Genomic DNA, 26,197 nt, shown 5'->3' with positions numbered 1-26,197 from the left:
TCCTTAGTACGAGAGGACCGGGATGGACACACCGCTGGTGTACCAGTTGTTCTGCCAAGGGCATTGCTGGGTAGCTATGTGTGGACGGGATAAACGCTGAAAGCATCTAAGCGTGAAGCCCCCCTCAAGATGAGATTTCCCATCATTTTAAATGAGTAAGACCCCTGAGAGACGATCAGGTAGATAGGCTAGAAGTGGAAGTGCAGCGATGTATGGAGCGGACTAGTACTAATCGGTCGAGGACTTAACCAATAATAAAACGGTAATCAAGTAAAATGGGTTTCAAACCAAAGGTTTCATGTTAACTATTCAGTTTTGAGGGAACAACCTCAAAGAAACACTGTGGGCATAGCTCAAGTGTATCATGTCTGTAAACTGCTAGCAGCAACAGCCATGACAATATGTGCGGTGGCGATGGCAAGAAGGTCACACCTGTTCCCATCCCGAACACAGAAGTTAAGCTTCTTAGCGCCGATTGTAGTGAAGGGTTTCCCTTTGTGAGAGTAGGACGCTGCCGCGCAACGATAAAAGTACCCCAGAGAAATCTGGGGTACTTTTTTGTTATAGAAGCATTCAAGCTGTCATAAAAAATAAAACGTGTTACACTAAATAGAGAATGATACTGAAGAAGAGGTGTTCAATATGGAAAACGAATTTATCAAAGTTGGAAATGGTTACCAAAAACAAGATGAGAATGGAAAGATGATTGCGGAAATTACCTTTGTACCAACAGGAGAAGATAAAGTAATTGCAGACCATACGTTTGTAGATCCATCTTTGCGTGGACAAGGAATGGCAGAAAAACTACTGGATTATTTAGCGGATGAAATGAGAAAAGAAGGTAAGAAAATTATTCCCTTATGTCCTTATGTCGTAAAACAATTTGAACGTCAACCGGATAAGTATGGCGATGTGGCTGTTCAAAAGGATTAATCCTCGTTCTTGTTTTGGAAAACGAAGCAATTAGAAAATACGCTTAAAAAAAGAGGCTGGGGAAAAAACTAGCTTCAAATAAAAAAATCGCAATGAAATAATCAGAATTCTGATTGTTTCATTGCGATTATTATTTTATTCACGGGCTGGACTTCTTCCAGTTCCTTTTTATATCTACTCAAATGTAAGGTACAGCTCCAAAAAATGAGCTGTATCGCACATTTTTAGCTTGAAAAGTAAGGTACAGGCCGCTTCAAACAGTCTGTATCTTGCATCTCGAAAAAAGGCTGGTGTTATTTCCCAGCCTCTCTTTGTTGTTTAAGCTGGAGTAAGCGTTGTAATCGGGGTCGATTATAACGCTGAGTTAAAATAAATGGCATGTTAGCAAGAATAGCATAAGCAATCATGATAAACCCCGCCCACAAAGGATTCCAAATGAAAAATAAAAGTGCAGGAAGCATCGATAACCAATGGGTAAGTTCAGCACGGTTTATTTCAATCAGAAATTTTTCAAGATTTTCAACGTTCGTTTGGCCTAGTTCTTTCTTATCATAGTTAGCTTTTAAAATAAATGAACCATCTGGTAAAAATTTTTTCCAAGACTTAATATGAAAAAGACTTTGCCACAAGTCGCCGTTCCTTTCGAAGGAGCGGGATTTGAAAAAAGTCTGATTATTGTGTAACCAATGATCTGGAATTTTTAGACACAGCCAAGAAATAAGCATGTGAAAGAAAAACCACGCTATAAAATCAAGAATAATGATCCAAAGAATGGGTAATTCAATCAACACGGTTGTCGCCTCCTAAAGGTTTATTTTTCGTCCTTTCCACGAGACCTTCTTAAAAATAAAGGTTTGAATGGCAGACCAGGAAAACAAGAAAATAAAAGCGATAAATAAAATCGGGTAAAAGAATAAAGCAATAGCACTGAAGTGACCAGCTTTTCTAGCCATTCGATAAAACTGTAAAAAGTAGAGACCGTATCCAATAAGAGCTGCACTTATAAAAACGGCTTTCGCGGTAAATAGAGCATATAGAAGAAAGAAAACATTAGCAAATGCGCCAGTAATCCACAATCCAGTCCACACGAAAACAATGGGATGTGTTGCCTTTGAACCTGATGCAAAACTTTTTGACCAACCTTCAAACAAGCTAGTAAGACCATCTGGGTACATGCGAAAGTGTAAGCTAGATTGACCCGAAAGAAGATCTAACTGATAACCTTTTTCCATAAATAGAGCACCTAATGCGACATTCTCCATAATGCTATGCTTAACAGCTTGATGGCCACCGACTTCAAAATAGGTATCTTTTCGGCAAAGCAAAGAAGGGCCAAATGCACCGGCTGTTTCTAGTTTGTTGGATAAAAGAGAGAAGTGATTCATCCCTGCTAGAACCATGATATTAAAGACAACGGACAAATTTTCATAGAGACGTTCAATCACATGGTAAGGTTGAATGGATAAGACAGCTTGAGGCCCTAGCCGGTCATAATAAGCCAATATTTGGCTTAAACTTTCTGGGTTTGCTAGGACAATATCAGCGTCTAAAAAAAGCAGCTGATCGCCACTTGCTGCTCTTGCGCCGTACCAACAAGCAGCCGACTTACCGACCCACTTACTGTCATCTGCTTCAAACCGAATCACACGCGCGCCAAATTGTTGTGCAACCATAGCCGTTTGGTCCGTCGAATGGTCATCAACAATAATGATTTCCAAGGGTTGTTCACTTTGTTTTTTTAGTGATGACAATAGTAAGGGTAAATTACTTTCTTCGTTGCGGGCAGGAATAATAATGGATAGGTTTGACTGCTTTGCTTTTTTTGAGTGACTGGTTGGAAAGGTAGGAACGTGGTGGAGCATGGCCCAACCGCTCAAGATAGCGAGCAGCAAAAGAATGGCATAAATGTAAACCACTTGACCCCTCCTTAGAAAATACGTTTTCGAAAGTGTTTAATCGCGTTTAGTGCAAATGTTGAATAGGGTGGAAATTGCTGTGACAGTTTAATAGCTGCTCGCTTGCTGTAGCGGCTTCTTTGATAGGTGAAGGCCTTGAAGCTGGCGTAACCGTGATAGTTACCCAGCCCACTTTGTCCTTTGCCACCAAAGGGAAGGTGTGGGTTAACCGCATGAAGCATAAGGTGGTTAACACTGAATGCGCCACTTTCAAGTGACTCTTCAATATGACTCAGCCACTTATTGTCTTTACTGAAAGCATAGACAACTAGCGGAACAGCTTGCTTTCTTAAGTCCTTTAGCAAATCGTCGAGCTTATCGTAAGCAACGACAGCTAAAAGAGGTCCAAAAATTTCTTCGTTTGTTATTGGACTGTCTTCTTTTAAATCGACCATGATAGTAGGAGCTATTTTCAGTTGATCATCTCGGTAATGACCGCCTATATAGCACTCACCTTGGTCTAAATAGGCAATCAAACGATCAAAATGCTGCTGATGAATAATACGACCATAATCATCCGAATCTAAAGGAGCATCGCCGTAAAAGGCAAGTAGTCGTTCTTTCATTAAATGAAGAAATGTTTTGTAGTCCTTGCGCGGCACATAAACGGTATCGGGCGCAATACAACTTTGACCGGCGTTTAAAAATTTACCCCATGCAATTTCTCTGACAGTAACTTTATTAGTAGCACCGACATCTAAAATACACGGATTCTTACCACCCAATTCCAATAGAACTGGCGTTAAGTGAGCTGCAGCAGCTTGGTAAACCTTTCTTCCGGTTTCCGTGCTCCCTGTAAAAAAAATAAAGTCCCACTTGAGAGCAGTTAAAGACTCGGCGACAGATTGGCCTCCTTCTGCCACATAAAGAGTGTCTTCTGAAAAATAACGCGGTACTAATTCAGCTAATAGCGCACTCGTTGTTTGAGCGTATTCTGAAGGTTTTAGGACCACGCCATTTCCGCCAGCTAATGCTCCAATAACCGGCATTAGAGCTAGCTGTAAAGGATAATTCCAAGGTGATAAGACTAAGACACTACCATAAGGATGAGCTGATACTTGCACACGGTCGATGCTGCCTAATAATACCCGTCTTTTGACAGTTGGCTTTAGCCACTTTTGCAAATGACGACTCGTTCTATCGATCTCATTTAATAAAACGGCTAATTCAGAGGAATAGGCTTCAACAGCTGGTTTGCCTAGATCAAAATGAAGGGCATCTAGCCAAAGGTCTTGATGGTCAATTAGCATTTGTTTTAAGAGGCTTAAAGCATCCAGTCGCTGACTTAATCCGCGACTGCCGAGTTGTTGGCTGCGTAACCGTTGTTTGTCGCGAACAGCTTCATACAAATTTGACATCTTTCAAGCCTCCTTTTTTAGCGTTTTTGTTCTTTTTCAACAATTTTATCACTCACTTGTTGGCCACTGAGAGTCACCATTGGCATCCCACCGCCAGGGTTGACTGTGCCACCGACAAAGTAAAGGTTGTCATATTTATCACTTTCTTTTTCATGTTTGAAGCCACGATTTTTCTTACGATTTGATACGGTACCGTAAATAGCGCCGCGGTGTGAATAGTAAGTTTTTTGAATATCTTCTGGTAACCATCTATTTTTAGTGACAATATGTTGGCGTAAGTTTGTTAGCCCCATAGTCTCTAATTTCACCAAGACCCGTTCTTCTAGCGCATCATATTCTGCTTGCGTAAAAGGTTTATCGGGGATATAGGGAATATGAGGTAAAATTTTAATGTTCTCATAGCCAGCTTTCGTTTGGCTTGGATCGGTTTTATTGACATTAACGAGGTAGATGGTTGGATCTTCCGGTAACTGATGTTTATGGAAAATCTCATCAAAGCTTTTTTCAGGATTAGCTGAGAAAAAGAAATTATGATGCGCCAATTGCGGGTAATCTGCCTTCACACCGAGATGGAGCACTAACCCAGAGCTCGCCGGCTCAAACTTCTCTTCTAGTTTTTTAGTATATGTTTTACTTTCACCTAAAAGCTCGTCGTAGGCTGGAATGACTTCCATGTTCGAAACGAAGTAGTCGGCCGCAATTTTTGTGCCGTCAGCTAGCTCGGCATGGCTAATATGGTCGTTTGTTTTGTGAAGTTGAACGACTTCTTGGCCGGTATGGAATTGAACGCCTAGCTCTTTGCCTAGTTTAACGATACCTTCTGCTATGCCTTGCATGCCGCCGGGGACATACCAAACGCCTTGTTTGTGCTGCATATAGATCATCATATTTAAAACAGCAGGCGCATCGAAAGGGGATGACCCTACATATTTAATAAAATAAGCCAGCATATCACGGAAATGTTGGTTGCTGATTCGTTTAGCAATACCATCGTACATACTTGAAAAAAGGTCAAAGCCCTTTAGTGACCCCAAGATGCCGTGGTGGCGGAAAACCTCTAAGGTATTATCCAAGCCTTTGTCGAAATAGCCTGTTTGTGTGTGATCATATAGTTTGCCGGCATAATCTAAAAAGTTGCGATACTCCGCCATGTCTTCGGCAGTTAGATAGGGATTTTCAGCTGCCATTTTATCTAAATCGCCGTATAGGTCTAGAACGGTACCATCTGGAAAGAATGATCGCCATTCGTGTTCAACACGCATGGTTGGGATATAGTCTGCCATATGTTTACCGCTGTTCGTAAATAATGTTTCAAAAATAGGTTTCATAGTTAAGATTGACGGACCTAAATCAAATCCGAAGCCATCTGTATTTAAGCGGTTTAACTTTCCACCGAGATGGTTATTTTTTTCATAGAGCGATACTTGAAAGCCGTTCTGCGCTAATGAAATAGCTACAGACAAGCCGCCTAAGCCACCGCCGATGACAACTGCTGTTTTTGCTTTTTGCATGTATGGCCCTCCTGGTAAGTTTTAATTAGTGTCATCTTACTTTATATCGTACACGATGTAAAGTAATGTCCATTTTAGAAAAATAAGCTCGTTTCAATTCATATTAGTTTACATCGTACAAGATATAAAATATGATAAGGGAACAGAATAAGAAGTGGAAAGAAGGTTGAGCTGAGTGCCCGTTATTGATTTAGTAAGTGATTACGCATACTGCGAAGCGATTATCAAGCGATCATCTAAAAGTTTTTATACAGCATTTTGAAAATTACCGAAAGAGAAGGCCATGGCGGTTTACGCTATCTATGCCTTTTGTAGACAAGCAGACGATACGGTAGATGCTGATGAACCGATTGCGATAAAAAAGGAAAAATTAGACCAATTAGAAGAAGCCTTAATCTCATTTACAGATGGACAGACCGCTGACCATCCGATGTGGCGCGCTTTGCGGGATGTCTTTGACCGCTTTGATATGGATGTCTCACCTTTTTTTGATTAAATAGAAGGCCAACGTCACGATTTAGAGTTTAAAGAAATTATGGATATGGATGATTTGAAAGCCTATAGTTACTATGTTGCAGGTTCTGTAGGCTTAATGTTACTTCCTATTCTAGCAAAGCAAGACGCTATAACGCCAGATTTAAGGGATAGTGCCGTTTCTCTAGGCATTGCCATGCAGCTAACTAATATTTTGCGTGATGAAGGAGAAGACTACCGTGATAATCATCGGGTTTACTTGCCATCCGACCGGCTAGCGGCTATCGATCAATTCGATTCAGATTGTCAATTAGCTGTGTTAACATCTGCCAATGTTTACCGCGCTATTTTGGATAGTGTTAGAGCACAAAACTACTATTGCATCAACCGCCGCAATTACGTGTCTGAACTTAAAATGGTTCAACTTGTCTTAGAAAGTAAAAAACAACTTAAGAAAAAGAAGTAAATCAGGAGGAAAAAATCATGGGAATTTATGATATTTCAGTTACTGCAGAAAATGGCGAAAGCTATCAATTAGACCGCTACAAAGGAAAAACAATGCTAATCGTAAATACCGCAACGAAATGCGGCTTGGCAACGCAATTCGATGAATTACAAGCTTTATATGAAAAATATAGTGAACAAGATTTTGTCGTATTGGGCTTTCCATCAAATCAATTCAAGCAAGAAGTTAGCTCTGCCAACGAAGCTGCCGAGGCTTGCCGCTTAACGTATGGGGTATCGTTCCCTATGCACGATATTGTGACGATTAACGGTAAAGGCGCCCATCCGTTATTTCAATTACTAACAGAAGAAACAAAAGGAATCTTAGGCAGTGCGATTAAATGGAATTTTACTAAATTCCTAGTCGATAAAAATGGCACTATCGTTAAACGCTTTGGACCAAAAGACACACCAAGATCATTTGAAAAAGAAATTGAAGAGTACCTATAGAAAAAAGTTGAGCGCCCACGCGCTCAACTTTTTTAGTTTGTGTTTCTCCATAAATGTGGATGAGTATGGCATTTGTGTATTGCGCAATGATGTGCCGGGCTATGATAAGGATAAGGATTTACGAGAAGGCATGTCCTATGCGTATAAGGATGAATTAGGTCATGAATACCGATTAGATTTCGGATTAACCTATGAGTAGCACGACTATCAACTAAAAATAAAAACGAGTTTGGGAATTTTCCCAAACTCGTTTTTTTATTCAAAGCGATTTGCTTTTACTTCTTCAATCAGCGATTGGATGGAATCGATACCTAGTTCGTCCATACGGCTTTCTAAGCCATCAATAATTTTTGGACAAATATAAGGATCGACAAAGTTTGCTGTTCCAACAGCGACTGCTGTAGCACCAGCCATTAACATTTCTAAGGCATCATCAACCGATGCAACGCCGCCCATACCAATAATGGGAATATCAACCGCGCGTGAAACTTGGTAAATCATACGTAGGGCAATAGGTTTAATACCAGGGCCTGACAGACCACCTGTAATATTACCTAAAACTGGTTTTCTTGTTTTGACATCAATGGCCATACCTGTGAACGTATTAATCATGGTAATGGCATCAGCACCAGCTGCTTCAACAGCTTTGGCGATAGCGACAATATCCGTTACATTTGGGCTTAGTTTAACATATATTGGCAAATTAGTGGCTGCCTTACAAATGCGAGTAAGACGAGCAGCAACTTCAGGATCTGTTCCAAAAGCAACGCCACCTTCTTTTACGTTAGGGCAAGAAATATTTAATTCAATGGCCTTTACGTTGGGAGCTTCTGAAATACGGCTGCAGACTGCCACGTACTCTTCTTCAGTTGACCCTGCTACGTTAGCAATAATCGGCACATCGTATTTAGCTAAAAAGGGGTATTTTTCTGCTAGAATGACATCCAGACCGGGGTTTTTAAGACCAATGGCATTCAGCATGCCATTTGGTGTTTCAGCGACACGCGGTAGCGCATTTCCAACGCGTTCGTTAAGTGTCGCACTTTTAGCCATAATGGCACCTAGCTTTGAAAAATCATAAAACTTCGCATATTCTTCTCCAAAGCCAAAGCAACCTGATGCTGGCATAATTGGATTTCTTAATTCAATTCCTGGCAAACTCACACTTAATCGATTCATAAACTGACCTCTTCGCTCTGAAATACGGGTCCATCTGTGCAGACGCGCTTATCTTTTCGTTTGGTATCGCAGCCGTAGCAAGCACCGATGCCACAAGCCATTCGTTCTTCTAATGATAAATAAACATGTTCTAGCTGATCAAAGGTTGATTGGACTAGGCGAAGGAGTGGGGTTGGGCCACATGCAAAGACAGCTTGTGGTTGAACCTGGTCAAGGGCAACACCGACGTGACCTTTTAATCCTGCTGACCCATCATCCGTACATAAAATTACTTCTCCTAGCTGACGAAAGGCTTCTTCATAATAAATATCGTCCTTATTAGCAAAGCCTAGAATAAAGGTTGTCTTCACACCTTTAGCGAGCAATTCTTTTCCGAGTTCGTAAAGGGGAGCTACGCCAATACCGCCACCAATGACGCTTACTTGGTCACCAGCTTGTAAAAAATCAATATGAAAGCCATTGCCGAGTGGGCCAAGTATATCAACGTGGTCGCCAACTTGATAAGAACTCATATCTTCCGTTCCTTTTCCAACAACACGGTAAAGGAGGGTACAGCTGTCTTCATTAATAGACGCAATTGAAATCGGTCGTCTCAATAATAAGTTAGGGTCTTTCATGCGTAAATGGAGAAATTGACCGCTTCTCGTCATTTCGTTTACCATTTGTCCGCTGAGAATCATTTCATAGATGTTATGGGCAATCTCTTTATTGGAAAGAATAGTCATTAATTCAACTTGCATAGTTATCCTCCTTATTTATGGGCGTTCCAAACGATTGTTCCTTGGTGAAGGGTTAATTGACACATGCCATAAACCGTTTGGCCGTTAAATGGTGTATTGGATGATTTTGATAAATAATCAGATTTATCAATCATATAAGCCGTTTCTAAATCAAAGACAGCTAAGTCAGCCACACTGCCAACTGTTAAATCACTTGTCGTTAGTTGGAAGACATCTGCTGGTAGAGTTGACATCCGTTCTACTAAAAACTCTAACGTAAATTGACCGGTTTTTACAAAATGCGTATACAGTAAAGCGAAGGCTGTTTCAATCCCTACAATACCGAAGGGCGAGCCGACAAAGCCATTTGCCTTTTCTGCTTCTGTATGAGGCGCATGATCTGTTGCGATAAAATCAATAGTGCCATCTAGTAATGCTGCGATTAAAGCCTTTTGATCATCTTCTCCTCTAAGTGGCGGGTTCATTTTATAAGTAGCATCATCTTCAGGAATGGCCATTTCATTTAAAATCAAATGGTGTGGCGACACTTCGGCAGTGACCTTTACTCCTTGTTGTTTACCGTGGCGAATGGCTTCAACCGATTCTTTGGAAGAAACATGACAAACATGGTAGTGGACGCCAGTTTCCTTAGCGATTAAAATATCGCGAGCAATTTGCGAACTTTCAACGATGCCCATAATTCCCGGCAGACCGAGTTCTTTATTTTTAATGCCTTCATGCATCACGCCACCGTAAAGTAAACTATCATCTTCTGTATGAGCGACAATCGGTTTATTTAGACGAGCAGCTTCTTTCATCGCTTGGTACATCACACCAGCTGTTTGAACGCCAACACCGTCATTGGTATAGGCAAAGGCATTGATAGCAGCCATATCAACTAATTCATCTGATTTCAATCCCTTAGTAATCGGTGCATAGTGGTGGACATTAATAACTGCATCTTTAGCAATTAAGGCTTCTAATTCGTTATAGCGTTCTTTTGTATCAGGAACGGGATTAGTGTTAGGCATAGCACAAACGGTTGTATAACCACCTCTTGCAGCAGCACGTGAGCCAGTTGCGATAGTCTCTTTATCGGTAAATCCCGGCTCTCTAAAGTGAACATGGACATCTACCAAGCCAGGCGTAATTAAGCCGCCTTCTAAGTCAAGTTCATTTTCACCTTTTAAATCTGTTCCAATCGCCGTAATGACACCATTTTCGATCGCGATATCGATTGTTTCAAGAGTATTTCCAGCTGTGATGCGTTTTCCATTTTTTAAGATTGTTGTCATTCGTATCGTCCCTCCAAGACCCATTCTAAGATGGCTATTCTGGCGTAAACGCCGTTACTCATTTGTGTGACTATGCGACTTTTTTCGCATTCAACCAATTCACTGTCTAACTCCACATCCCGGTTAACGGGTGCAGGGTGCATAATAATGGCGTGGTCTTTCATAGTACGGTAACGCTGGCGGGTTAAGCCGTATGCGTCATGGTAAGCTTCTTTCGAAAACTGTTCTTGTTCGTCTGTTTGATGGCGTTCTAGTTGCACACGTAACATCATTACCACATCGGCTTCCTTAACAGCATCATCTACCGACATTAAGGTGCCATATTTTTCAAAGTGGGTATCGAAATAATCCATCGGTCCTGCGAAAATAACGTGGGCGCCCAGTTGATTGAGTAAGGTCATATTACTCATGGCGACACGGGAATGGATGATGTCACCAATAATGGCAACCTTTAATCCGTTAAAGTGACCAAACTCTTCATAGATGGTCATTATATCTAATAAGGATTGGGAAGGATGCTGGCCATTACCGCTGCCGGCATTAACAATTTGAATCTTTAAATTGACAAGTTGATCCATATAATGGCGGTCTTGATGGCGAATAACAGCGATATCAACGCCCAGTGCTTGCATAGTTAAAACGGAGTCGTATAAACTTTCTCCCTTTGCAACAGAAGAACTGCCTACATCAAAGTTAAATTGCTTCATCCCAATTTTATGTTCCGCCATTTCAAAGCTGTGTTTGGTGCGGGTGCTATTTTCAAAGAACATATTAACGATTGTCGCGTCACTTTTGAACGCGTCTTTGCCTGTTTTAAAAGCAAGCGATCGGTCCAACAAGTGCATGATTTCGTCATTAGTGAATTGCTCTACTGAGAAAAAGTTTCTCATTCTATCCCTCCGTTATATAAAAAAGTGCGCTTCTAAGAGTAGAAGCGCACCTAAAGAGATGGTCTCGCTTCTGAATCTCTCGGATTCAATTAAAGTGACAACATAATCAAATTATTCAATTATAACGGCATCTTGGCCATCAGCTTCGGTTACTTGAACGCGAACGCGCTCTTGTTTAGAAGTCGGAATATTTTTTCCAATATAGTCTGGACGAATCGGTAGTTCGCGGTGGCCGCGGTCAACAAGGACAGCGAGTGAGATTTCTAGAGGGCGACCTCTATCAACACAGGCATCCATAGCCGCACGAATAGAACGCCCTGTAAAGAGAACGTCATCCACTAAGACTACTTTTTTACCTGCCAAAGAATCTTCATGAACAGCAGGCTGTGTTTTTTCTGTAATGTCATCGCGGTAAGCTTTAATATTTAAGCTGGTTACTTCGATGGGTCCTTCAATGGTAGCAATTTTTTCAGCGATGCGATTAGCTAAATAAACGCCGCGTGTTTCAATGCCGACTAAAATAAGATTCTCAATTCCTTTGTTACGTTCAATTATTTCGTAGGATAAACGGGTTAGTGCACGTAACATTTCCATTTCATTCATGATTACTTTTGGCATGGTAATTCCTCCTATAAAAAAGACCCCTTCTTTTTGGGCATGCAAAAAGAAGGGGTCGTCATCAACATCTAATTGAGTGTGATAGAACATGGCCTTCTTCGTCTCACAGGACGCTAGTTAAAGGTTTCTATTTAAGTCGATTATACGGCAGTTAATTTTAATTGCAAGGTAAAATTGAGAAAATAGACAGACTGTTCTCATTTTTGTCACATTTGCTAGGCTATAGCTTGCTATCTGAATAGGGTGTCTGTATACTAAATAGAGTAGAAAAAATTGAATAGCCTTGTTAGGTGAGGCGTCTGTACGAGAGATACGCTACTGCCCAGAAATGTCGAAAGACACCAATGGGTTACCAGGAATTTTCGAATTAAGGGGATTTTTAATGTAGCTGGGGTTTTACCCCTATGCCGTACAGTGCTAAAGCTCAATGAAGAGGTCATTAACGAATCGTCAACCAGTATCGTTTTGGTTATGTAACGGTAGAGTCCTGCTTCTTTGAGTAGGGCTCTTTTTTCTATGTTAAAAATAATAAACATTCGCTTAGGGGGTGGTCAGGATGAATCCGAATCAGAGGTATAGCAAACTAATAAATATAGAAGCAGAGGATGACGACCTGCCGCTTCATAAGGGAGAGTCTAAAGATGACAAAGAAAACAAAACACATTTATGTAGAAAAAAAGACAAAAAATAGCGAGCTAGTGAGACTAGGTCGCCTTAGTAAAGAAGAGATTTTGAATGAATTAAAAACGGACTTAACGGGTATTAGCCAAGCAGAAGCTCAAACACGCCTAGAAACATATGGCTTGAATGAGGTAGCTGCTCAAAAGCCAATGCCATGGTATCGTTTGTTGCTAGAGGGATTCAAAGACCCCTTCATTTATGTTTTAGCACTTTTAATGGTCGTATCTGCTGCAACAAAGGATTATGATGCCAGTATTATTATGGGGTTGATGATTGTCTTTAGTGCCGGTTTACACTTTTTCCAAGAGTTTCGTTCACAACAGGCGAGTTTGGCCCTAAAAGAATTAATCGAAACAACCACTTCAGTGACACGAGAAGGGATAACCCAAGAAATTCCGATTGATGAAATTGTACCGGGGGATATAGTTAACCTATCAACAGGCGATATGATTCCAGCAGATGCGCGCTTGATTTGGGCGAAGGATTTATTCGTAAACCAATCTTCGTTAACAGGTGAATCACTACCGGTTGAAAAATATGTGACGACAGATGTCCAAGATCGCGACCCAAGTACGGTAACCGCACTTGATTTTGAAAATTTAGCCTTTATGGGTACCGACGTTTTGAGTGGCCAAGGAAAAGTACTGGTTTTAAAAACAGGCGAAGCGACTTTCTTTGGTGACATTGCTTCACAATCGGCTAAATCACGCGGCGAAACAAGCTTTGACCGTGGTGTGAAAAATGTCAGCAAAGTCTTACTACGTTTTATGGTCGTGATGGTGCCGATTGTCTTCTTGGTGAATGGTTTTTCAAAAAGTGATTGGACAGGAGCATTCTTCTTCGCCATTGCCATTGCAGTTGGGTTAACACCAGAAATGTTACCAATGATTGTAACGAGTAATTTGGCAAAAGGCGCGCTTACAATGTCACGCAAAAAAGTAATTGTTAAAGAGTTAAATGCCATCCAAAATTTAGGGGCTATGGATGTGCTTTGTACCGATAAAACAGGAACGATTACAGAAGATAAAGTTGTTTTAGTTGAACACTTGGATCCACTAGGCCACGACAGTGACCAAGTGTTGGCACTAACCTATATGAATGCCAACTACCAAACCGGTTGGAAAAACGTGATGGACCATGCAGTTCTTGACTATGTCGAAGAAAATCGTGATGCGGTTAACTTTGCTAAGGCAGAAAAAATTGATGAAATCCCCTTTGATTTTTCACGCCGCCGCCTAACGGTAGCAGTTAAAACAGAGGAAAAGCAGTTGATGATTACAAAAGGCGCAGCTGAAGAAATGCTATCGATTTGTAACCGGGTTGAAATCAATGGTGAAATTTTATCTTTAACAGATGAACTGCGTGCTAACATGACGGCTATTAGCACTAAGCTGAATAGGCAAGGCATGCGTGTTTTGATTGTCGCTTATAAAGAAAACGTTCATGATGAGGCTGTTTATTCAGTGAAAGACGAGCAAGATATGATTATTTCTGGTTTCATGGGCTTCTTAGATCCACCGAAACAATCATCGATTACAGCGATTAAGTCTCTTCATGAGCACGGTGTTAATGTTAAAGTCCTAACGGGAGACAACGAAATTGTTGCCCAAAAGATTTGTAAAGATGTCGGCATTGAAGTGAATCGTGCCATCTTAGGAACAGAATTAGACCAAATGAGTGACCAAGACTTATCTGATGTCGTAGAAGAGGTTAATTTATTTGCGAAATTAAACCCTGCACAAAAATCACGTATTCTGTCTTCTCTTCAAGAAAAAGGCCATACCGTTGGCTTTATGGGTGATGGTATTAATGATGCACCTGCTCTTCGCACAGCAGACGTTGGTATTTCCGTTGAGAATGCGGCAGATATTACCAAAGAAGCAAGTTCAATTATTTTATTAGAGAAAAGTTTGACTGTCTTAGAGGATGGCGTATTAGAAGGTCGTAATGTTTTTGGCAATATGATGAAGTACATTAAGATGACTGTTAGTTCGAACTTCGGGAATGTCTTTAGTGTCTTGATTGCCAGTGCCTTCTTACCATTTTTACCGATGTTATCTATCCAACTGTTGGTTCAAAACTTGATCTATGATATTGGGCAATTAACGATTCCATGGGACCGTATGGATGAGGAAGATTTGATGAAACCAACCAAATGGGATACATCTGACTTGATGACCTTTACCTTTGCGATTGGGCCAATCAGCTCGATTTTCGATGTACTGACATTCTTAGTAATGTGGTTTGTTTTCAAAGCAAACACGCCGCAAGATGCAGCCCTATTCCACAGTGGCTGGTTTGTTATCGGACTGATTACTCAAACGGTTGTTGTTCATGTTATCCGTACGAAAAAAATACCATTTATTCAAAGTCGCGCTGGATTCGGCGTATCACTATCAACTATTTTAGTGGTGATTGCAGCCGTATTGATTCCGGGAAGCTTCTTCGGTAGCTATATCGACTTAGTGGCACTACCAACGAACTACTGGTTATGGGCATTCGTCATTATTATTGCCTATGTGCTAACCACACAAGTCGTGAAGACCATCTATATTAGAGTAAATAAGAAATGGCTGTAAAATGAGCCTAGAATGTCGAGTAGTAGCTGAAAAAAAGCTGCACTCGACATTTTTTGTGCAAAAAGTGTCGAGTGAGAGGGCAATTATATCGCCGGTAGACATATTTGGAGTGATTTATGTCGAGTAGGTACTTTAAATAGGCTCTAGTTGACATTTTTGCCTAAAAATCGCTTAATGATTGACTGATTAGCAAATGATGGTAAAATAAAGATAACACATGAATGGTTGTTCATATGTAAGTCGCAACGGTTTCGATTTACATCCGTTGCTAGGCGAGTGGAGGGGATTTTATGACAACTAAAAAGCAATACGAATGGCTATTAGAAGGCATTGATTGCGCTAACTGTGCAGCCAAAGTCGAACATGCCGTTGGAAAAATAGAAGGTGTGTCCGCTAGTAATGTTAATTTTATGACTAAGACTCTTCAATTTGAACTGGATCAACCAACAGAACAACAATTAAATAGAGTTAAAGAAACCATTCATCAAGTAGAACCCGATGTGACCACCCTTGATAAAAAAACGGGACAGCCTATTGGACAAAACATTGATGACCACCATGACCACGATCATCATCACGACCACCATGGCCATAGCCACGGTGATAGTAAGGTCAGCCACACAATTATTCGATTAGTGGTGACGCTTATGATGTTAGTAGTAGCTGTGTTTGCGCCTTTAGCATCAACGGTTAGTTTAATGTTATTTATTCTCGCTTATTTAGTGGCAGGCTACGATGTCATCTGGACGGCTATCCGTAATCTCTTTAACGGCCAGATTTTTGATGAAAATTTCTTGATGACAGTCGCTACCTTAAGTGCCTTTTATATTCGAGAATTTCCTGAGGCAGTATCGGTGATGTTGTTTTATCAAATCGGCGAACTCTTTCAAGATATTGCGGTTGATCGGTCGAGACGGTCTATTGCTGATTTGATGGCGATACGCCCTGACTACGCTAATCTCAAACAAGCTGATGGTAGCAGCCAGCGCGTTAATCCTGAAGATGTACAAGTAGGCGATATTATTGTGATTCACCCCGGCGAAAAAGTGGCACTCGATGGCCTCGTTCAAAGTGGTCAAACGTCCGTTGATACAGCAGCCTTAACCGGTGAATCAATGCCACGTACTGTTGCTGCCGGCGAAGAAGTCTTGAGCGGGTTCGTCAACTTAACGGGTGTGGTGGAAGTTGCAGTTACTAAGCAGTTTTCAGATTCAACGGTTGTTAAAATTCTTGATTTGGTTGAAAATGCCAGCAGTCGGAAAGCACCAACCGAAACCTTTATTAGTAAATTTGCTCGAGTTTACACGCCAGTTGTTGTTGTGATTGCCGTTCTATTGGCAGTTCTACCGCCGTTACTAGTGGGTGCTAGCTTCAATGAATGGCTTTACCGTGCAAGTATCTTCCTCGTGATTTCATGTCCGTGTGCCCTAGTGGTGTCCATTCCAGTGGGTTTCTTTGGCGGGATTGGTTCGGCTTCTCGTAAGGGAATTCTGGTCAAAGGAAGTAATTTCTTGGAAGCTTTAAATGATGTGGCCTATGTGGTCATGGATAAAACGGGGACGCTGACAAAAGGTAAATTTGAGGTGACGTCTATTCATCCAACTGAAGGGTGGACGAAAGAGCAACTCTTGGAGCAAGCAGCCCAAGCAGAATACTACTCCAACCATCCGATCGCTAAGTCTGTTCAAGTTGCTTATGGTCAGAGCATTGATCCCAACACCATTAAAGATTACCACGAAGAAGCAGGTTACGGCATCACCGTTAAAATTGCGGGTCAATCTGTTTTAGTAGGGAACCGTCAATTGATGGCTGATCATCACATTGCAGTTTCAGACCATTCAGCAAGTGGCACTATGATTTATGTAGCCGTTGCTGGTCAGTATGCTGGCGTGATTGTGATTGGTGACCAAATGAAAGACGATGCCAAAACGACCGTTCAACAATTAACAGCAGCGGGCGTTCGCCAAATCACCATGTTAACGGGAGACAGCAAAACCGTTGCGGATCAAGTGGGACAAGCGCTTGGGATAGATGAGGTTTATGCGGAACTACTCCCTCAAGATAAGGTGGCTCAAATTGAGGCTATTATGGAGAGGAAAACAGCTAAAGAAAAAGTGGTTTTCGTTGGCGATGGAATTAATGATACACCGGTCTTGGCTCGCGCTGATATTGGGATTGCTATGGGCGGACTCGGCTCAGATGCTGCAATTGAAGCGGCGGATATTGTTATTATGGATGACCAGCCGTCTAAAGTTGCCACAGCCATTCAAGTCGCAAAAGACACCCGCAAAATTGTTTGGCAAAATATTATTTTTGCGATGGCAGTTAAAGGTTTGTTCCTCATGTTAGGTGCTTTTGGACTAGCTAGCATGTGGGAAGCCGTATTTGCTGATGTTGGTGTGACTGTTTTGGCCGTTTTAAATGCCATGCGAATGATGAAAAAGTAAGCAGATGTACGATACAGCTATCAAAAATGAGTTGTATCGTACATTTTGACCTCTCAATGTAAGATACAAGGGAGATAAAGAAGTCTGTATCGTACATTTCAGCCTTCAAGTGTAAGATACAGCCAATAAATTGTTGCTGTATCTCATACTTGAAGGCAAAAAAGAGCTGAGACCACTTTGGTCCCAGCTCTTTTTCTATTTTCTTCTAGCTTTTAATAAGGCTTTGCTAACAATTGGGGCTAGAATAGCGGAGGCAACGGCTTCAGCTATCCCGTTTGTTGCAACAATAACGGATAGGGCAGACATCAAGTTAGCTGGAGCTACATCTAGAGCAGCTGCATATTCGTTTCCGAATAAAAGGGCGATAAAGCCGAGTACTAAAACAGTATTAGTCAATGACCCAACGACGGCACCGACTGCCATGCCGAGGCTATCTTTCCCTTTTTTATGGAAAAAACGGAAGGTCATGCCGGCAGTTAAACCGATGAGTATCCGCGGAATAAGTGAAATGAGCGGATTAGTAAAGAGTAATAAATCCAGTGGCGACGCAGGTAGTGTATAGGCTTTGATCATTCGAACGACGCCCCAAACACCACCGACGAACATGCCTTCTTTCGTACCAAGAACAAAGCTAGCGATAATAACAGTAATTTGAATAATGGTCGGGTTAAGCGGCGGAATCGGAATGTTTCCTAAGAAGGGAACAAAATTTTGAATAATAATAATAGCGGTTAAAATACCTAGAATAGCAATTCGGTATGTTTTATTTTTCGAATCTTTCATAGTGACTCTCCTTTTTAAGGGTTAGAAATTTAGTAATTATCATTTTAGCAGATATGAGCCAAAAAAGCACTGTTTGCTGTTTTAGCTGTTTTTTCTTTTATTTTGCGTTAAACTATAATTAGCATGACGAAGTGATTAAGGTTGAAAAGGAGAGGAATCAAATGGAAGAATTGAAGAAAATTTTCTTAGCTGGTGTTGGCTTGACCTCTACATCTGTCGAAAAGGCGGAGAAACTGATTAACGAAATGGTTGAAAAAGGCCGCGTCACTGTTCAAGAAGGAAAAGATTTACAGAGCGAATTAAAACGTAAAATTACCGACAAACGTCCCGTTCAAAAAGACGAGCTAGACCACTTGGACTACGCGTCTAAAGAAGAGGTTGCAGCATTGGAAGTAAAACTAGATGAATTAGGCAAAAAACTAGACCAATTGTTAGAAAAATAAGGATGGCAAGGGGAGATTATTATGTCAGATGATAAACGATTACGCGAAATTGTACGTGTCTTATCTTCATACGGTCTTCGTTTTGTTTACCATCACAAAATTCAAAATAAACCAGACGCTGTCGATATTGATGCCGTCAATCTGCGCCGGGCTTTTGAAAAATTAGGGCCTAGCTTTATTAAGATTGGCCAAATTTTATCGACTCGTTTGGATATTCTCCCCCAAGCCTTTGTTGATGAATTAGCCTTGCTGCAAGATCGTGCGCCGGAGTTTCCCTTTGAAGAAGTAGAACGTATTTTCTTTGAAGAGACTGGCTTATCCTTGGGCGAGGTCTTTTTGTCAATCGATGAAAAACCGCTCGCTAGTGCCTCAATTGCGCAAGTTCACAAGGCAGTGTTGCGAACGGGTGAATCCGTGATATTAAAGGTACAGCGCCCGATTATTGATGAAACCTTAATTCGTGATTTGGATATTCTAATTCGTCTCAGCGAGTGGATGCCACCGGGGATTATTGATGTTATCGACCCTAAAGAAGCGCTAGAGCAAGTGAAAGAAACCACTTTGGTCGAACTGGATTTTCGTAATGAAGCCCGCTTGTTGAACGAGTTTCGTGACCACAATAAACATGTGGCTTGTATCGGTGTGCCGAAAGTTTACGAAGGGCTGACCAAGCGTCGTGTTCTTGTAGAAGAGTTTATTGATGGTGTTAAAATTACCAATAAAGTGGCGTTAGAAGAACTTGGTTATGATATGGATGATATTAGTCAGAAGCTGATGATGTCTTATTTGAAGCAACTATTTAAAGATGGATTTTTCCATGGCGATCCACATCCAGGAAACTTTTTAATCTATGATAGTAAAATTTATTTTATTGATTTTGGTATTATGGGTCGTTTGAACGATGATATGCGTCGCTCACTCAACCAATTAATTGAAGGATTGGCTAGTAAGGACATTGATCTGATGGTGAGTGTTTGTTTGGAACTGGCAACACCTCGTGAACCACTAGACAAACGTCGTCTCTACACTGATATCGAGCATATGTTTGATGTTTACTTGAGTAATGATATGAAAAATGTGCATATGACTGAATTTATTACTGATTTTATTCGGATGTTTAAACGTCATAATCTGGTTATACCGAGTGAATTAACTATTTTAGCCAAGGCGCTGTCGATTTTGGAAGGGGTCTTTCAAGATTTGTCACCAGATCTCAACCTTATCCGTATTGCCAAGGACTACTTACGCGAAAATATGACGTTGGATAGTGTGATGGAGCGCTTTAACAAAGAAAAACTACTCGTTCAAAGTTATCAGCTTGTTAAAGATATGAGCGAACTGCCGACCAATGTTTCTAAGCTGCTCAAACAAATTGTCAACGGTCGCTTGCGCTTGAATATTGATATGGATGACTTTGACGAAAAATGGACGGACGTTAAGAAGATGTTTAACCGAGTTGTGATGTCTTTAATTATTGTGGGTTTATTGTTGTCATCAGCGTTAATGACGGGGACAGAAAGCGGACAATATTTAGGACAAGCCGGTTTTATCATTTCAGGTCTCTTTGGTATTTGGCTGTTAATTTCCATTTATCGATCAGGTAATTTGTGACGTTTGATTAGAAAATGATTAAAATGCAGTGAGCCATATTGAAAAAGATAGCGGATTATTTTATGATAGATGAGTCCGAAATTTTAAAAGGATGTTTTTGGAGGGGTAGCGAAGTGGCTAAACGCGGCGGACTGTAAATCCGCTCCTTCGGGTTCGGCAGTTCGAATCTGCCCCCCTCCATTTTAATTTTTGGGGTATAGCCAAGCGGTAAGGCAACGGACTTTGACTCCGTCACTCGTTGGTTCGAATCCAGCTACCCCAGTCATAAAGACTGTTAACCAGGAGAAATCCTGGTTTTTTTATAGACTAGGGGATTATAAGTTCAGCCATCAATGTCTAGCTCCCAAGTCCTGACCTAGTGAAAAAAAGATAAATTTGCCCCATTGCGCGCTTCGCTGCTCGCTAACGCATATCATTCGACTAACCCGCTGAAGCGTGAAGTCTCCTGACAATTCAGGGTCAAATTTCCTATTTTTTCATAGGCCAAAGCGGACTTGTCCGCTTTTCTTATTTTCTTTAAAAACTATATAAAAAAATCAATAGTGTGTTGCTTATTGATTGTGAATTAGGTATTATACTTTAAGTAAGTAAAAAAGAATTTTGGAGGCAATGATGAATATTTTAATCGTTAAAGCAAACGACCGCCCAGCAACAGAGAGTATTTCAAGCCGAATGTTCGAAACATTTTATGAAGAAGTAAAAAACAACGAAAAATTAGATGTAACTGTTTATGACATTTACAAAGAAGACATGCCATACATTGGTCAAGATTTATTTGGTGCATTTGGAAAAATGGCAAGCGGTGAAGTGTTAACTGCTGCTGAAGAAGCAGTTGTAGCAGCTAATCAAAAAGCCCGTGATGCCTTTACAGCAGCAGATGTTGTTGTTATCGCATTCCCACTGTGGAACTTAACCATTCCAGCTAAATTACAAACATTTATCGATTACATTTTTGCAGGTGGTTATACATTCAAGTATGATGAAACTGGAAAAATGGTAGCCTTATTACCAGATAAAAAAGTGATCTTAATGAATGCTCGTGGTGGTGTTTATTCAACAAACGAGATGCAAGCAATGGAAATGAGTGTGAACTACCTACGTAACGTTTTCGCAGGTATCTTCCAAAATAAAATTATCGATGAAATCATTATTGAAGGACACAACAAAGATCCAGAACGCGCACAAGAAATTATTGAAACAGGTTTAGAAAAAGTAAGACAAGCAGCAAGAAACTTAGGATAATCGACATAAAAAAACAAACGATGATGGCGTTTAAAATGACGCCATCATCGTTTGTTTTTTTACCGTGACAAAAATAAATAAGCTTGAGTGAAGCTTGCTTTTTTATAAGGTTCTGAATAGAAACCACTGATCCCCAAAGTAAACATGGCTAGGATATCCCACAAGATAAAGGACATATCGAGAATAAATAAATCGAATTTAAAGCCATCAGTTAAATCTTGGCTAAGTGCAATAGCATCAGAAATACTCATCTCGCTATCTTCAGCTAGAATATAAGGGACCATTGAATAAGCGTAATACTTCATCACTCCTGGAATAATGAATAAAAAGGTCCATAGTATGGTGTAAATATTAACGAGCAACATGGCTCCAAATTCCTTTAACCACTGGCGGTTGCTTAAAAAGCTTTCTTTAAAAGAGTGGTAATAACCTAATGATAAATCAAGTGCAACACGAGCAAACCCAATAGTAAAGATAAGCTCGAAAAGCGTTAACCAACGAAAATGAAAGTTAATGGTAAGTCCTGTTTGAATCATCTCGCTGTTAGATTGAGATTGGTTATAGGTGAGCAAGATACTAATAAGAGCGATCACTAACCAAGGTAAATAATGCTGCTTCAATTGCTTTTTGGCTGTGGCTTTAAACAGTTGACGGTTCATATAGTGCCTCCTTTTGTATTTATCTTTATTCTACCAAAACTTTATATATATAGTAGTTTGTTTTGTTATAATAAATAAAAAAGAAATGGGGAATAAGAATGTCTTTATTTGATCGCCTAGCTGGTCATGCCGGTAAAGTGGGTAATGATAGCGCTGAAAAATTATTGGAGGGCCTGCTGACTCAAACGGAAGAAGTCTTGTCTACCTTTAAACTGGTTCGTGACTACATTATTTTTACAAACAAGCGTCTTATTTTAGTGGATGTTCAAGGTGTGGGCACTAAAAAAGAAATTCAAAGTATTCCATACCGTTCAATTAGTCGTTTTACCATTGAGACAGCCGGTACAGCGGATATAGATTCAGAAATAAAATTATATATTTCCAATGGATTAGAGCCTATCGTTAGTCTAGAGCTGGGTCGCAATAAACAACATGTCTATGATATTTCCCGCATTTTAGCAGAAGAACTCTTAGGATAAAATTATCATTCCAATCATCATATGAAAGTTAGCATGTGATATAATAGACTGGTAAAAGCTGAGGGGGTGGCTATTCGCATGAACTTTGATTTAGAAAATATCCTTAGTTGGCAGAATGCAGCCAACGTATTAGACATTATACTAGTTTGGTATCTTGTTTATAAATTAATTTATATTTTAAAAGGAACACGGGCCGTACAATTAGTACAAGGGGTACTGATTGTTGTGTTGCTTAAATTATTGGCAGTCTTTCTCCAATTAGAAACGATTGATTGGATTATCAATCAAGTGGTTCGCTGGGGAGTTGTCGCTGTTATTATTATTTTCCAACCTGAAATTCGGCGTGGTTTGGAACATTTAGGAAAAGCAGGCTTTAGAAACCGTACAAAAACATTGGCTCGAACAGGGGAAATGTTTGTCCAAGAACTCGACAAGGCTGTGCAATATATGGCACGTCGTAAAATTGGGGCATTGATTTCGATTGAACTGGAAGACTCATTGGAGGAATATGCACGTACAGGTATTCCGATTAATGGGAATGTATCTAATCAGCTACTGATTAATATTTTTATTCCTAACACACCGCTTCACGATGGTGCGGTCATTATTCAGGACTTTAAAATAACATCTGCAGCTAGTTATTTACCGCTGTCAGAAAATCCCTTAATTTCTAAGGACTTGGGAACACGTCATCGGGCAGCTATTGGTCTCAGCGAAGTGACAGACTCAGTCACCATTGTTGTTTCTGAAGAAACAGGGGGCATAAGTGTCGCCCATCAAAACAAGCTGCATCGTGAAATGTCGAGAGAAGATTTTGTAGCATACTTAACCGAACAATTTGTAATAGAAGAGGAAGAACATGACGACGATCATAAACCGAGTTTGATTCAAGAGTTCTTTGACTATCTGAAATGGGGGAATTCCGAATGAGTAAAAAGAAGAATACCTTATTTGAGAATAGTTGGTTTATCCGCGCTGTCTCGCTCTTTGTTTCCTTATTGTTATTCAGCTATGTGTATTCAGAAAATTATGGTCTAACGACTACGAACCGCAATAATGCGATTAGTACGACAAGAAATGAGACCATATCAAACTTACCGATCCAAGTAAATATTGATACAGACCACTATTTTATTTCAGGGTTACCGGAAACAATTGTACTTAGTCTGACGGGCCCTGAGAGCGTGATTGTTCAAACTTTATCCGCAAATGATTTTTCAATTGTGACGGAAGATTTGAATTTATTGGGTCCAGGTCGACATACGATTGAGATTCGTGCGGTGAATTTATCTGATGAATTAAACTATCAAATTACCCCTTCACGAGTGAATGTGGAAATAGAAGAAAAAGTTTCCATTGAGAGCCCAATTGAGGTATTATTTGATACGTCGCTTGTTGATGAAGAATATGTCTCAGGTGAGCCAGTATTGAGTGATGAAACAGCTATTATTACAGGACCTGCATCAACCATTGACCGGATTGCACGTATCTATGTGCGCGTGCCGTCAGATACAAATTTATCAAGCAATGTTGATATTACGACAGTGGTTCAAGTTGAAGATGGTAATGGCAACAAATTAAATGTTTCCATTGAACCTCAAGAAGTTGATGTCGAAATTCCGATTACCCCTTATGAGAAAAAAGTACCACTTACGATTAATCAAAAAGGGACAGCCGCTTCTGGAAAAACGTACGAGTTGAGCTTAGTTGGTGACGGCGAAGTCAGCTTGAAGGGTAACCGTAACCTATTGGCTGAAGTTGACGAAGTGACACTGGATGTTGATATTACAAATATTAAGACGGATACAGTGTTGACTTTACCCGTTATATCGCCGCTTCCAACGGTTACCGTTTCACCGACTGAAGTTCAAGTTAATGTTAAAGTAACGACAACACAGACGGAGTCAGCAACCAACCGTTCTTCCACAACTGTTCAACCAGTTAAAAAGGAAGAAGACGAATAGGAATAAAAAAATCATGACGATACTAGTAGAAACAAAGGAGATTATAAAGAATGGGTAAGTATTTTGGAACTGATGGTGTTAGAGGACAGGCAAATAGCGAACTAACGCCTGAATTGGCTTTTAAACTGGGACGTTACGGCGGACATGTCTTAAAAGAACATGCACCAGAAATTGAAAAACCACTTGTATTAGTAGGTCGCGACACGCGTATCTCAGGGCAATTATTGGAGCATGCATTAATCGCAGGCTTATTGTCTGTCGGGATTGAAGTCATGCAACTTGGCGTTATTACGACACCAGGTGTTGCTTACTTAACGCGTATTCAAGGAGCAGTTGCCGGAGTTATGATTTCGGCATCACATAATCCAGCTGAAGATAACGGTATTAAGTTCTTTGGAGCTGATGGCTTCAAATTATCAGATGACCAAGAGTATGAAATCGAAGCTTATCTGGATGCAGAGGGTGATGATTTACCACGTCCATCATCAGCAGGTTTAGGAACCGTTGATGAATATAACGAAGGTATTTTGAAATACATTCAATACTTGCAAACAACGATTGCTGATGATTTATCAGGTTTAACGGTTTGCTTAGATGGCGCACATGGTGCAGCTTCACCAATCGTTAACCGTTTGTTTGCTGATTTGGAAACAGACTTCTATACAATGGGAGTTAAGCCAAACGGCATAAACATTAATGATGGTGTTGGTTCAACACATCCAGAACAACTACAAGAATTCGTCAAGGACAAAGGGGCAGATATTGGGGTTGCCTTTGATGGCGACGGCGACCGTTGTATCGCTGTAGACGAAAATGGTGAAATTGTCGATGGCGACAAAATCATGTTTATTTGTGGTAAGTTTATGAAATCAAGAAACGAACTGAAACAAAATACGATTGTTTCAACAGTGATGAGTAACTTAGGTTTCCATAAAGCTGTTGAAGGAGAAGAAATGGTTGCTTTGAAAACACAAGTTGGTGACCGTTACGTTGTTGAAGAAATGCGTAAAAATGACTACAACTTTGGTGGCGAGCAGTCAGGTCACATCGTTTTCCTAGACTACAATACAACAGGTGATGGCCTATTAACAGCTATTCAATTGATGTATGTTATGAAAGCAACCGGTAAAAAGCTATCTGAATTAGCAGCTGAAGTAACGATTTACCCACAAGAACTTGTTAACATCCGTGTAACAAACAAAGATGGCGTAATGGATATTCCAGCGGTTAAAGAAGTCATTGAGCAAGTTGAAGCTGATATGGATGGTAAAGGTCGTATTTTAGTTAGACCAAGTGGAACTGAACCATTGCTTCGTATTATGGCGGAAGCTGAAACAGATGAAAAAACACACGAATTTGTGACGCGCATCGCAGATGTGGTTCGTAACGAAATTGGATTAGACTAATAAACACAAAAGCAGTA

The 26,197-nt window shown here is 40.4% G+C and carries 23 protein-coding genes, 2 tRNA genes, 2 rRNA genes, 1 pseudogene and 1 riboswitch (1 of these 29 only partly in view); of the genes and pseudogenes, 17 read left to right on the top strand and 11 right to left on the bottom strand.

Translation table 11 applies throughout. The features are described from left to right. The 3 genes from BW721_RS07830 to BW721_RS07820 form a co-directional block, all read left to right on the top strand. Positions 1-252: ribosomal RNA gene (locus BW721_RS07830) — 23S ribosomal RNA — on the top strand (it extends 2,664 nt beyond the left edge of the window). A 152-nt stretch (positions 253-404) separates the two neighbouring features. Next, positions 405-520 (top strand): 5S ribosomal RNA (gene rrf / locus BW721_RS07825). A 182-nt stretch (positions 521-702) separates the two neighbouring features. Next, positions 703-933, top strand: coding sequence for a GNAT family N-acetyltransferase (locus BW721_RS07820; RefSeq protein ID WP_442905243.1), 231 nt, complete (start codon positions 703-705; stop codon positions 931-933). A gap of 293 nt (positions 934-1,226) precedes the next feature. Here the strand turns inward: BW721_RS07820 and BW721_RS07815 are convergent, their stop codons facing one another. The 4 genes from BW721_RS07815 to BW721_RS07800 are packed head-to-tail and all read right to left on the bottom strand — an operon-like array spanning position 1,227 to position 5,757. Then, a complete protein-coding gene (locus BW721_RS07815) occupies positions 1,227-1,724 on the bottom strand; it encodes a glycosyl-4,4'-diaponeurosporenoate acyltransferase (protein WP_335617476.1) in 498 nt (165 codons plus the stop codon). A gap of 12 nt (positions 1,725-1,736) precedes the next feature. Further along, complete coding sequence (locus BW721_RS07810) at positions 1,737-2,849, bottom strand: glycosyltransferase (protein WP_083686835.1); 1,113 nt, start codon at positions 2,847-2,849, stop codon at positions 1,737-1,739. A gap of 11 nt (positions 2,850-2,860) precedes the next feature. Continuing rightward, a complete protein-coding gene (locus tag BW721_RS07805; protein ID WP_076767659.1) occupies positions 2,861-4,246 on the bottom strand; it encodes an aldehyde dehydrogenase family protein in 1,386 nt (461 codons plus the stop codon). Positions 4,247-4,263: 17 nt separating this feature from the next. Next, positions 4,264-5,757 (bottom strand): phytoene desaturase family protein, encoded by a 1,494-nt coding sequence (locus tag BW721_RS07800; protein WP_076767657.1) that lies wholly within the window; start codon positions 5,755-5,757, stop codon positions 4,264-4,266. Positions 5,758-6,040: 283 nt separating this feature from the next. Here BW721_RS07800 and BW721_RS07795 point away from each other — a divergent pair. From BW721_RS07795 to BW721_RS07785, 3 genes and pseudogenes are all read left to right on the top strand, one after another. Further along, a pseudogene (locus BW721_RS07795) lies at positions 6,041-6,697 on the top strand (phytoene/squalene synthase family protein). Positions 6,698-6,714: 17 nt separating this feature from the next. After that, the gene (locus tag BW721_RS07790; protein WP_076767655.1) at positions 6,715-7,185 is read left to right on the top strand and encodes a glutathione peroxidase; all 471 of its coding nucleotides are present in this window, start codon (positions 6,715-6,717) and stop codon (positions 7,183-7,185) included. Between the two features lie 55 nt (positions 7,186-7,240). Further along, entirely contained in the window at positions 7,241-7,384 is a 144-nt protein-coding gene (locus BW721_RS07785) for a hypothetical protein (protein ID WP_198031333.1), read from the top strand. A 56-nt stretch (positions 7,385-7,440) separates the two neighbouring features. On the opposite strand, the gene BW721_RS07780 is transcribed toward BW721_RS07785, so the two are convergent. The 5 genes from BW721_RS07780 to pyrR form a co-directional block, all read right to left on the bottom strand. After that, on the bottom strand, positions 7,441-8,364 hold the full coding sequence (locus BW721_RS07780) for a dihydroorotate dehydrogenase (RefSeq protein WP_076767651.1): 924 nt from the start codon (positions 8,362-8,364) through the stop codon (positions 7,441-7,443). Continuing rightward, the gene (locus BW721_RS07775) at positions 8,361-9,104 is read right to left on the bottom strand and encodes a dihydroorotate dehydrogenase electron transfer subunit (RefSeq protein WP_076767649.1); all 744 of its coding nucleotides are present in this window, start codon (positions 9,102-9,104) and stop codon (positions 8,361-8,363) included. Before BW721_RS07775 ends, BW721_RS07780 begins: the two co-directional genes overlap by 4 nt. A gap of 11 nt (positions 9,105-9,115) precedes the next feature. Further along, on the bottom strand, positions 9,116-10,378 hold the full coding sequence (locus tag BW721_RS07770; RefSeq protein WP_076767647.1) for a dihydroorotase: 1,263 nt from the start codon (positions 10,376-10,378) through the stop codon (positions 9,116-9,118). Then, positions 10,375-11,268, bottom strand: a complete 894-nt coding sequence (locus BW721_RS07765) for an aspartate carbamoyltransferase catalytic subunit (protein ID WP_076767645.1) — start codon at positions 11,266-11,268, stop codon at positions 10,375-10,377. Before BW721_RS07765 ends, BW721_RS07770 begins: the two co-directional genes overlap by 4 nt. Before the next feature lie 111 nt (positions 11,269-11,379). Then, positions 11,380-11,886: a bifunctional pyr operon transcriptional regulator/uracil phosphoribosyltransferase PyrR gene (gene pyrR, locus BW721_RS07760; protein ID WP_076767643.1), complete on the bottom strand. Its 507-nt coding sequence runs from the start codon at positions 11,884-11,886 to the stop codon at positions 11,380-11,382. Between the two features lie 275 nt (positions 11,887-12,161). Next, positions 12,162-12,328: riboswitch (M-box (ykoK) riboswitch) on the top strand. A 199-nt stretch (positions 12,329-12,527) separates the two neighbouring features. On the opposite strand from pyrR, the gene mgtA reads away from it, so the two are divergent. After that, positions 12,528-15,146: a magnesium-translocating P-type ATPase gene (gene mgtA / locus BW721_RS07755; protein WP_232222912.1), complete on the top strand. Its 2,619-nt coding sequence runs from the start codon at positions 12,528-12,530 to the stop codon at positions 15,144-15,146. A gap of 290 nt (positions 15,147-15,436) precedes the next feature. Beyond that, positions 15,437-17,593, top strand: a complete 2,157-nt coding sequence (locus tag BW721_RS07750) for a heavy metal translocating P-type ATPase (RefSeq protein ID WP_076767638.1) — start codon at positions 15,437-15,439, stop codon at positions 17,591-17,593. A 195-nt stretch (positions 17,594-17,788) separates the two neighbouring features. Here the strand turns inward: BW721_RS07750 and BW721_RS07745 are convergent, their stop codons facing one another. Beyond that, the gene (locus BW721_RS07745; protein WP_076767636.1) at positions 17,789-18,376 is read right to left on the bottom strand and encodes an ECF transporter S component; all 588 of its coding nucleotides are present in this window, start codon (positions 18,374-18,376) and stop codon (positions 17,789-17,791) included. Between the two features lie 161 nt (positions 18,377-18,537). On the opposite strand from BW721_RS07745, the gene BW721_RS07740 reads away from it, so the two are divergent. From BW721_RS07740 to BW721_RS07720, 5 genes are all read left to right on the top strand, one after another. Then, a complete protein-coding gene (locus BW721_RS07740) occupies positions 18,538-18,819 on the top strand; it encodes a phasin family protein (RefSeq protein WP_076767634.1) in 282 nt (93 codons plus the stop codon). A gap of 21 nt (positions 18,820-18,840) precedes the next feature. Continuing rightward, the gene (locus BW721_RS07735; RefSeq protein ID WP_076767632.1) at positions 18,841-20,430 is read left to right on the top strand and encodes an ABC1 kinase family protein; all 1,590 of its coding nucleotides are present in this window, start codon (positions 18,841-18,843) and stop codon (positions 20,428-20,430) included. Positions 20,431-20,529: 99 nt separating this feature from the next. Further along, a tRNA-Tyr gene (locus BW721_RS07730) sits at positions 20,530-20,610 on the top strand. A gap of 10 nt (positions 20,611-20,620) precedes the next feature. Then, positions 20,621-20,692 (top strand) — tRNA-Gln (locus BW721_RS07725). Between the two features lie 350 nt (positions 20,693-21,042). After that, positions 21,043-21,672, top strand: coding sequence for an FMN-dependent NADH-azoreductase (locus BW721_RS07720; protein ID WP_076767630.1), 630 nt, complete (start codon positions 21,043-21,045; stop codon positions 21,670-21,672). Positions 21,673-21,731: 59 nt separating this feature from the next. Here the strand turns inward: BW721_RS07720 and BW721_RS07715 are convergent, their stop codons facing one another. After that, on the bottom strand, positions 21,732-22,331 hold the full coding sequence (locus BW721_RS07715) for a DUF975 family protein (RefSeq protein WP_076767627.1): 600 nt from the start codon (positions 22,329-22,331) through the stop codon (positions 21,732-21,734). A gap of 98 nt (positions 22,332-22,429) precedes the next feature. Between BW721_RS07715 and BW721_RS07710 the strand changes: the two genes are divergently transcribed. The 4 genes from BW721_RS07710 to glmM all read left to right on the top strand — a co-directional run bounded on the left by BW721_RS07710 (position 22,430) and on the right by glmM (position 26,180). Continuing rightward, positions 22,430-22,810: a PH domain-containing protein gene (locus BW721_RS07710; RefSeq protein WP_076767625.1), complete on the top strand. Its 381-nt coding sequence runs from the start codon at positions 22,430-22,432 to the stop codon at positions 22,808-22,810. 78 nt (positions 22,811-22,888) lie between these two features. Beyond that, a complete protein-coding gene (cdaA, locus tag BW721_RS07705; protein WP_076767623.1) occupies positions 22,889-23,740 on the top strand; it encodes a diadenylate cyclase CdaA in 852 nt (283 codons plus the stop codon). After that, complete coding sequence (locus tag BW721_RS07700; RefSeq protein ID WP_076767621.1) at positions 23,737-24,774, top strand: CdaR family protein; 1,038 nt, start codon at positions 23,737-23,739, stop codon at positions 24,772-24,774. The genes cdaA and BW721_RS07700 overlap by 4 nt, the downstream gene beginning before the upstream one ends. Before the next feature lie 50 nt (positions 24,775-24,824). Further along, positions 24,825-26,180: a phosphoglucosamine mutase gene (glmM, locus tag BW721_RS07695; RefSeq protein ID WP_076767618.1), complete on the top strand. Its 1,356-nt coding sequence runs from the start codon at positions 24,825-24,827 to the stop codon at positions 26,178-26,180. Positions 26,181-26,197 lie beyond the last annotated feature (17 nt).

This window comes from Jeotgalibaca sp. PTS2502, from assembly GCF_001975685.1.
Lineage (GTDB): Bacteria > Bacillota > Bacilli > Lactobacillales > Aerococcaceae > Jeotgalibaca > Jeotgalibaca arthritidis.
Note: the sequence above shows the minus strand (reverse complement) of the source record. Positions and strands in the feature narration are given on the sequence as shown.

Excerpts from the sequence above, each read along its gene's own strand:
- BW721_RS07820 (WP_442905243.1), top strand. The coding sequence starts at position 703 with ATGATTGCGGAAATTACCTTTGTACCAACAGGAGAAGATAAAGTAATT.
- BW721_RS07805 (WP_076767659.1), bottom strand. The coding sequence starts at position 4,246 with ATGTCAAATTTGTATGAAGCTGTTCGCGACAAACAACGGTTACGCAGC.
- BW721_RS07800 (WP_076767657.1), bottom strand. The coding sequence starts at position 5,757 with ATGCAAAAAGCAAAAACAGCAGTTGTCATCGGCGGTGGCTTAGGCGGC.
- BW721_RS07790 (WP_076767655.1), top strand. The coding sequence starts at position 6,715 with ATGGGAATTTATGATATTTCAGTTACTGCAGAAAATGGCGAAAGCTAT.
- BW721_RS07780 (WP_076767651.1), bottom strand. The coding sequence starts at position 8,364 with ATGAATCGATTAAGTGTGAGTTTGCCAGGAATTGAATTAAGAAATCCA.
- BW721_RS07775 (WP_076767649.1), bottom strand. The coding sequence starts at position 9,104 with ATGCAAGTTGAATTAATGACTATTCTTTCCAATAAAGAGATTGCCCAT.
- BW721_RS07770 (WP_076767647.1), bottom strand. The coding sequence starts at position 10,378 with ATGACAACAATCTTAAAAAATGGAAAACGCATCACAGCTGGAAATACT.
- BW721_RS07765 (WP_076767645.1), bottom strand. The coding sequence starts at position 11,268 with ATGAGAAACTTTTTCTCAGTAGAGCAATTCACTAATGACGAAATCATG.
- pyrR (WP_076767643.1), bottom strand. The coding sequence starts at position 11,886 with ATGCCAAAAGTAATCATGAATGAAATGGAAATGTTACGTGCACTAACC.
- mgtA (WP_232222912.1), top strand. The coding sequence starts at position 12,528 with ATGACAAAGAAAACAAAACACATTTATGTAGAAAAAAAGACAAAAAAT.
- BW721_RS07750 (WP_076767638.1), top strand. The coding sequence starts at position 15,437 with ATGACAACTAAAAAGCAATACGAATGGCTATTAGAAGGCATTGATTGC.
- BW721_RS07745 (WP_076767636.1), bottom strand. The coding sequence starts at position 18,376 with ATGAAAGATTCGAAAAATAAAACATACCGAATTGCTATTCTAGGTATT.
- BW721_RS07740 (WP_076767634.1), top strand. The coding sequence starts at position 18,538 with ATGGAAGAATTGAAGAAAATTTTCTTAGCTGGTGTTGGCTTGACCTCT.
- BW721_RS07735 (WP_076767632.1), top strand. The coding sequence starts at position 18,841 with ATGTCAGATGATAAACGATTACGCGAAATTGTACGTGTCTTATCTTCA.
- BW721_RS07720 (WP_076767630.1), top strand. The coding sequence starts at position 21,043 with ATGAATATTTTAATCGTTAAAGCAAACGACCGCCCAGCAACAGAGAGT.
- BW721_RS07715 (WP_076767627.1), bottom strand. The coding sequence starts at position 22,331 with ATGAACCGTCAACTGTTTAAAGCCACAGCCAAAAAGCAATTGAAGCAG.
- BW721_RS07710 (WP_076767625.1), top strand. The coding sequence starts at position 22,430 with ATGTCTTTATTTGATCGCCTAGCTGGTCATGCCGGTAAAGTGGGTAAT.
- cdaA (WP_076767623.1), top strand. The coding sequence starts at position 22,889 with ATGAACTTTGATTTAGAAAATATCCTTAGTTGGCAGAATGCAGCCAAC.
- BW721_RS07700 (WP_076767621.1), top strand. The coding sequence starts at position 23,737 with ATGAGTAAAAAGAAGAATACCTTATTTGAGAATAGTTGGTTTATCCGC.
- glmM (WP_076767618.1), top strand. The coding sequence starts at position 24,825 with ATGGGTAAGTATTTTGGAACTGATGGTGTTAGAGGACAGGCAAATAGC.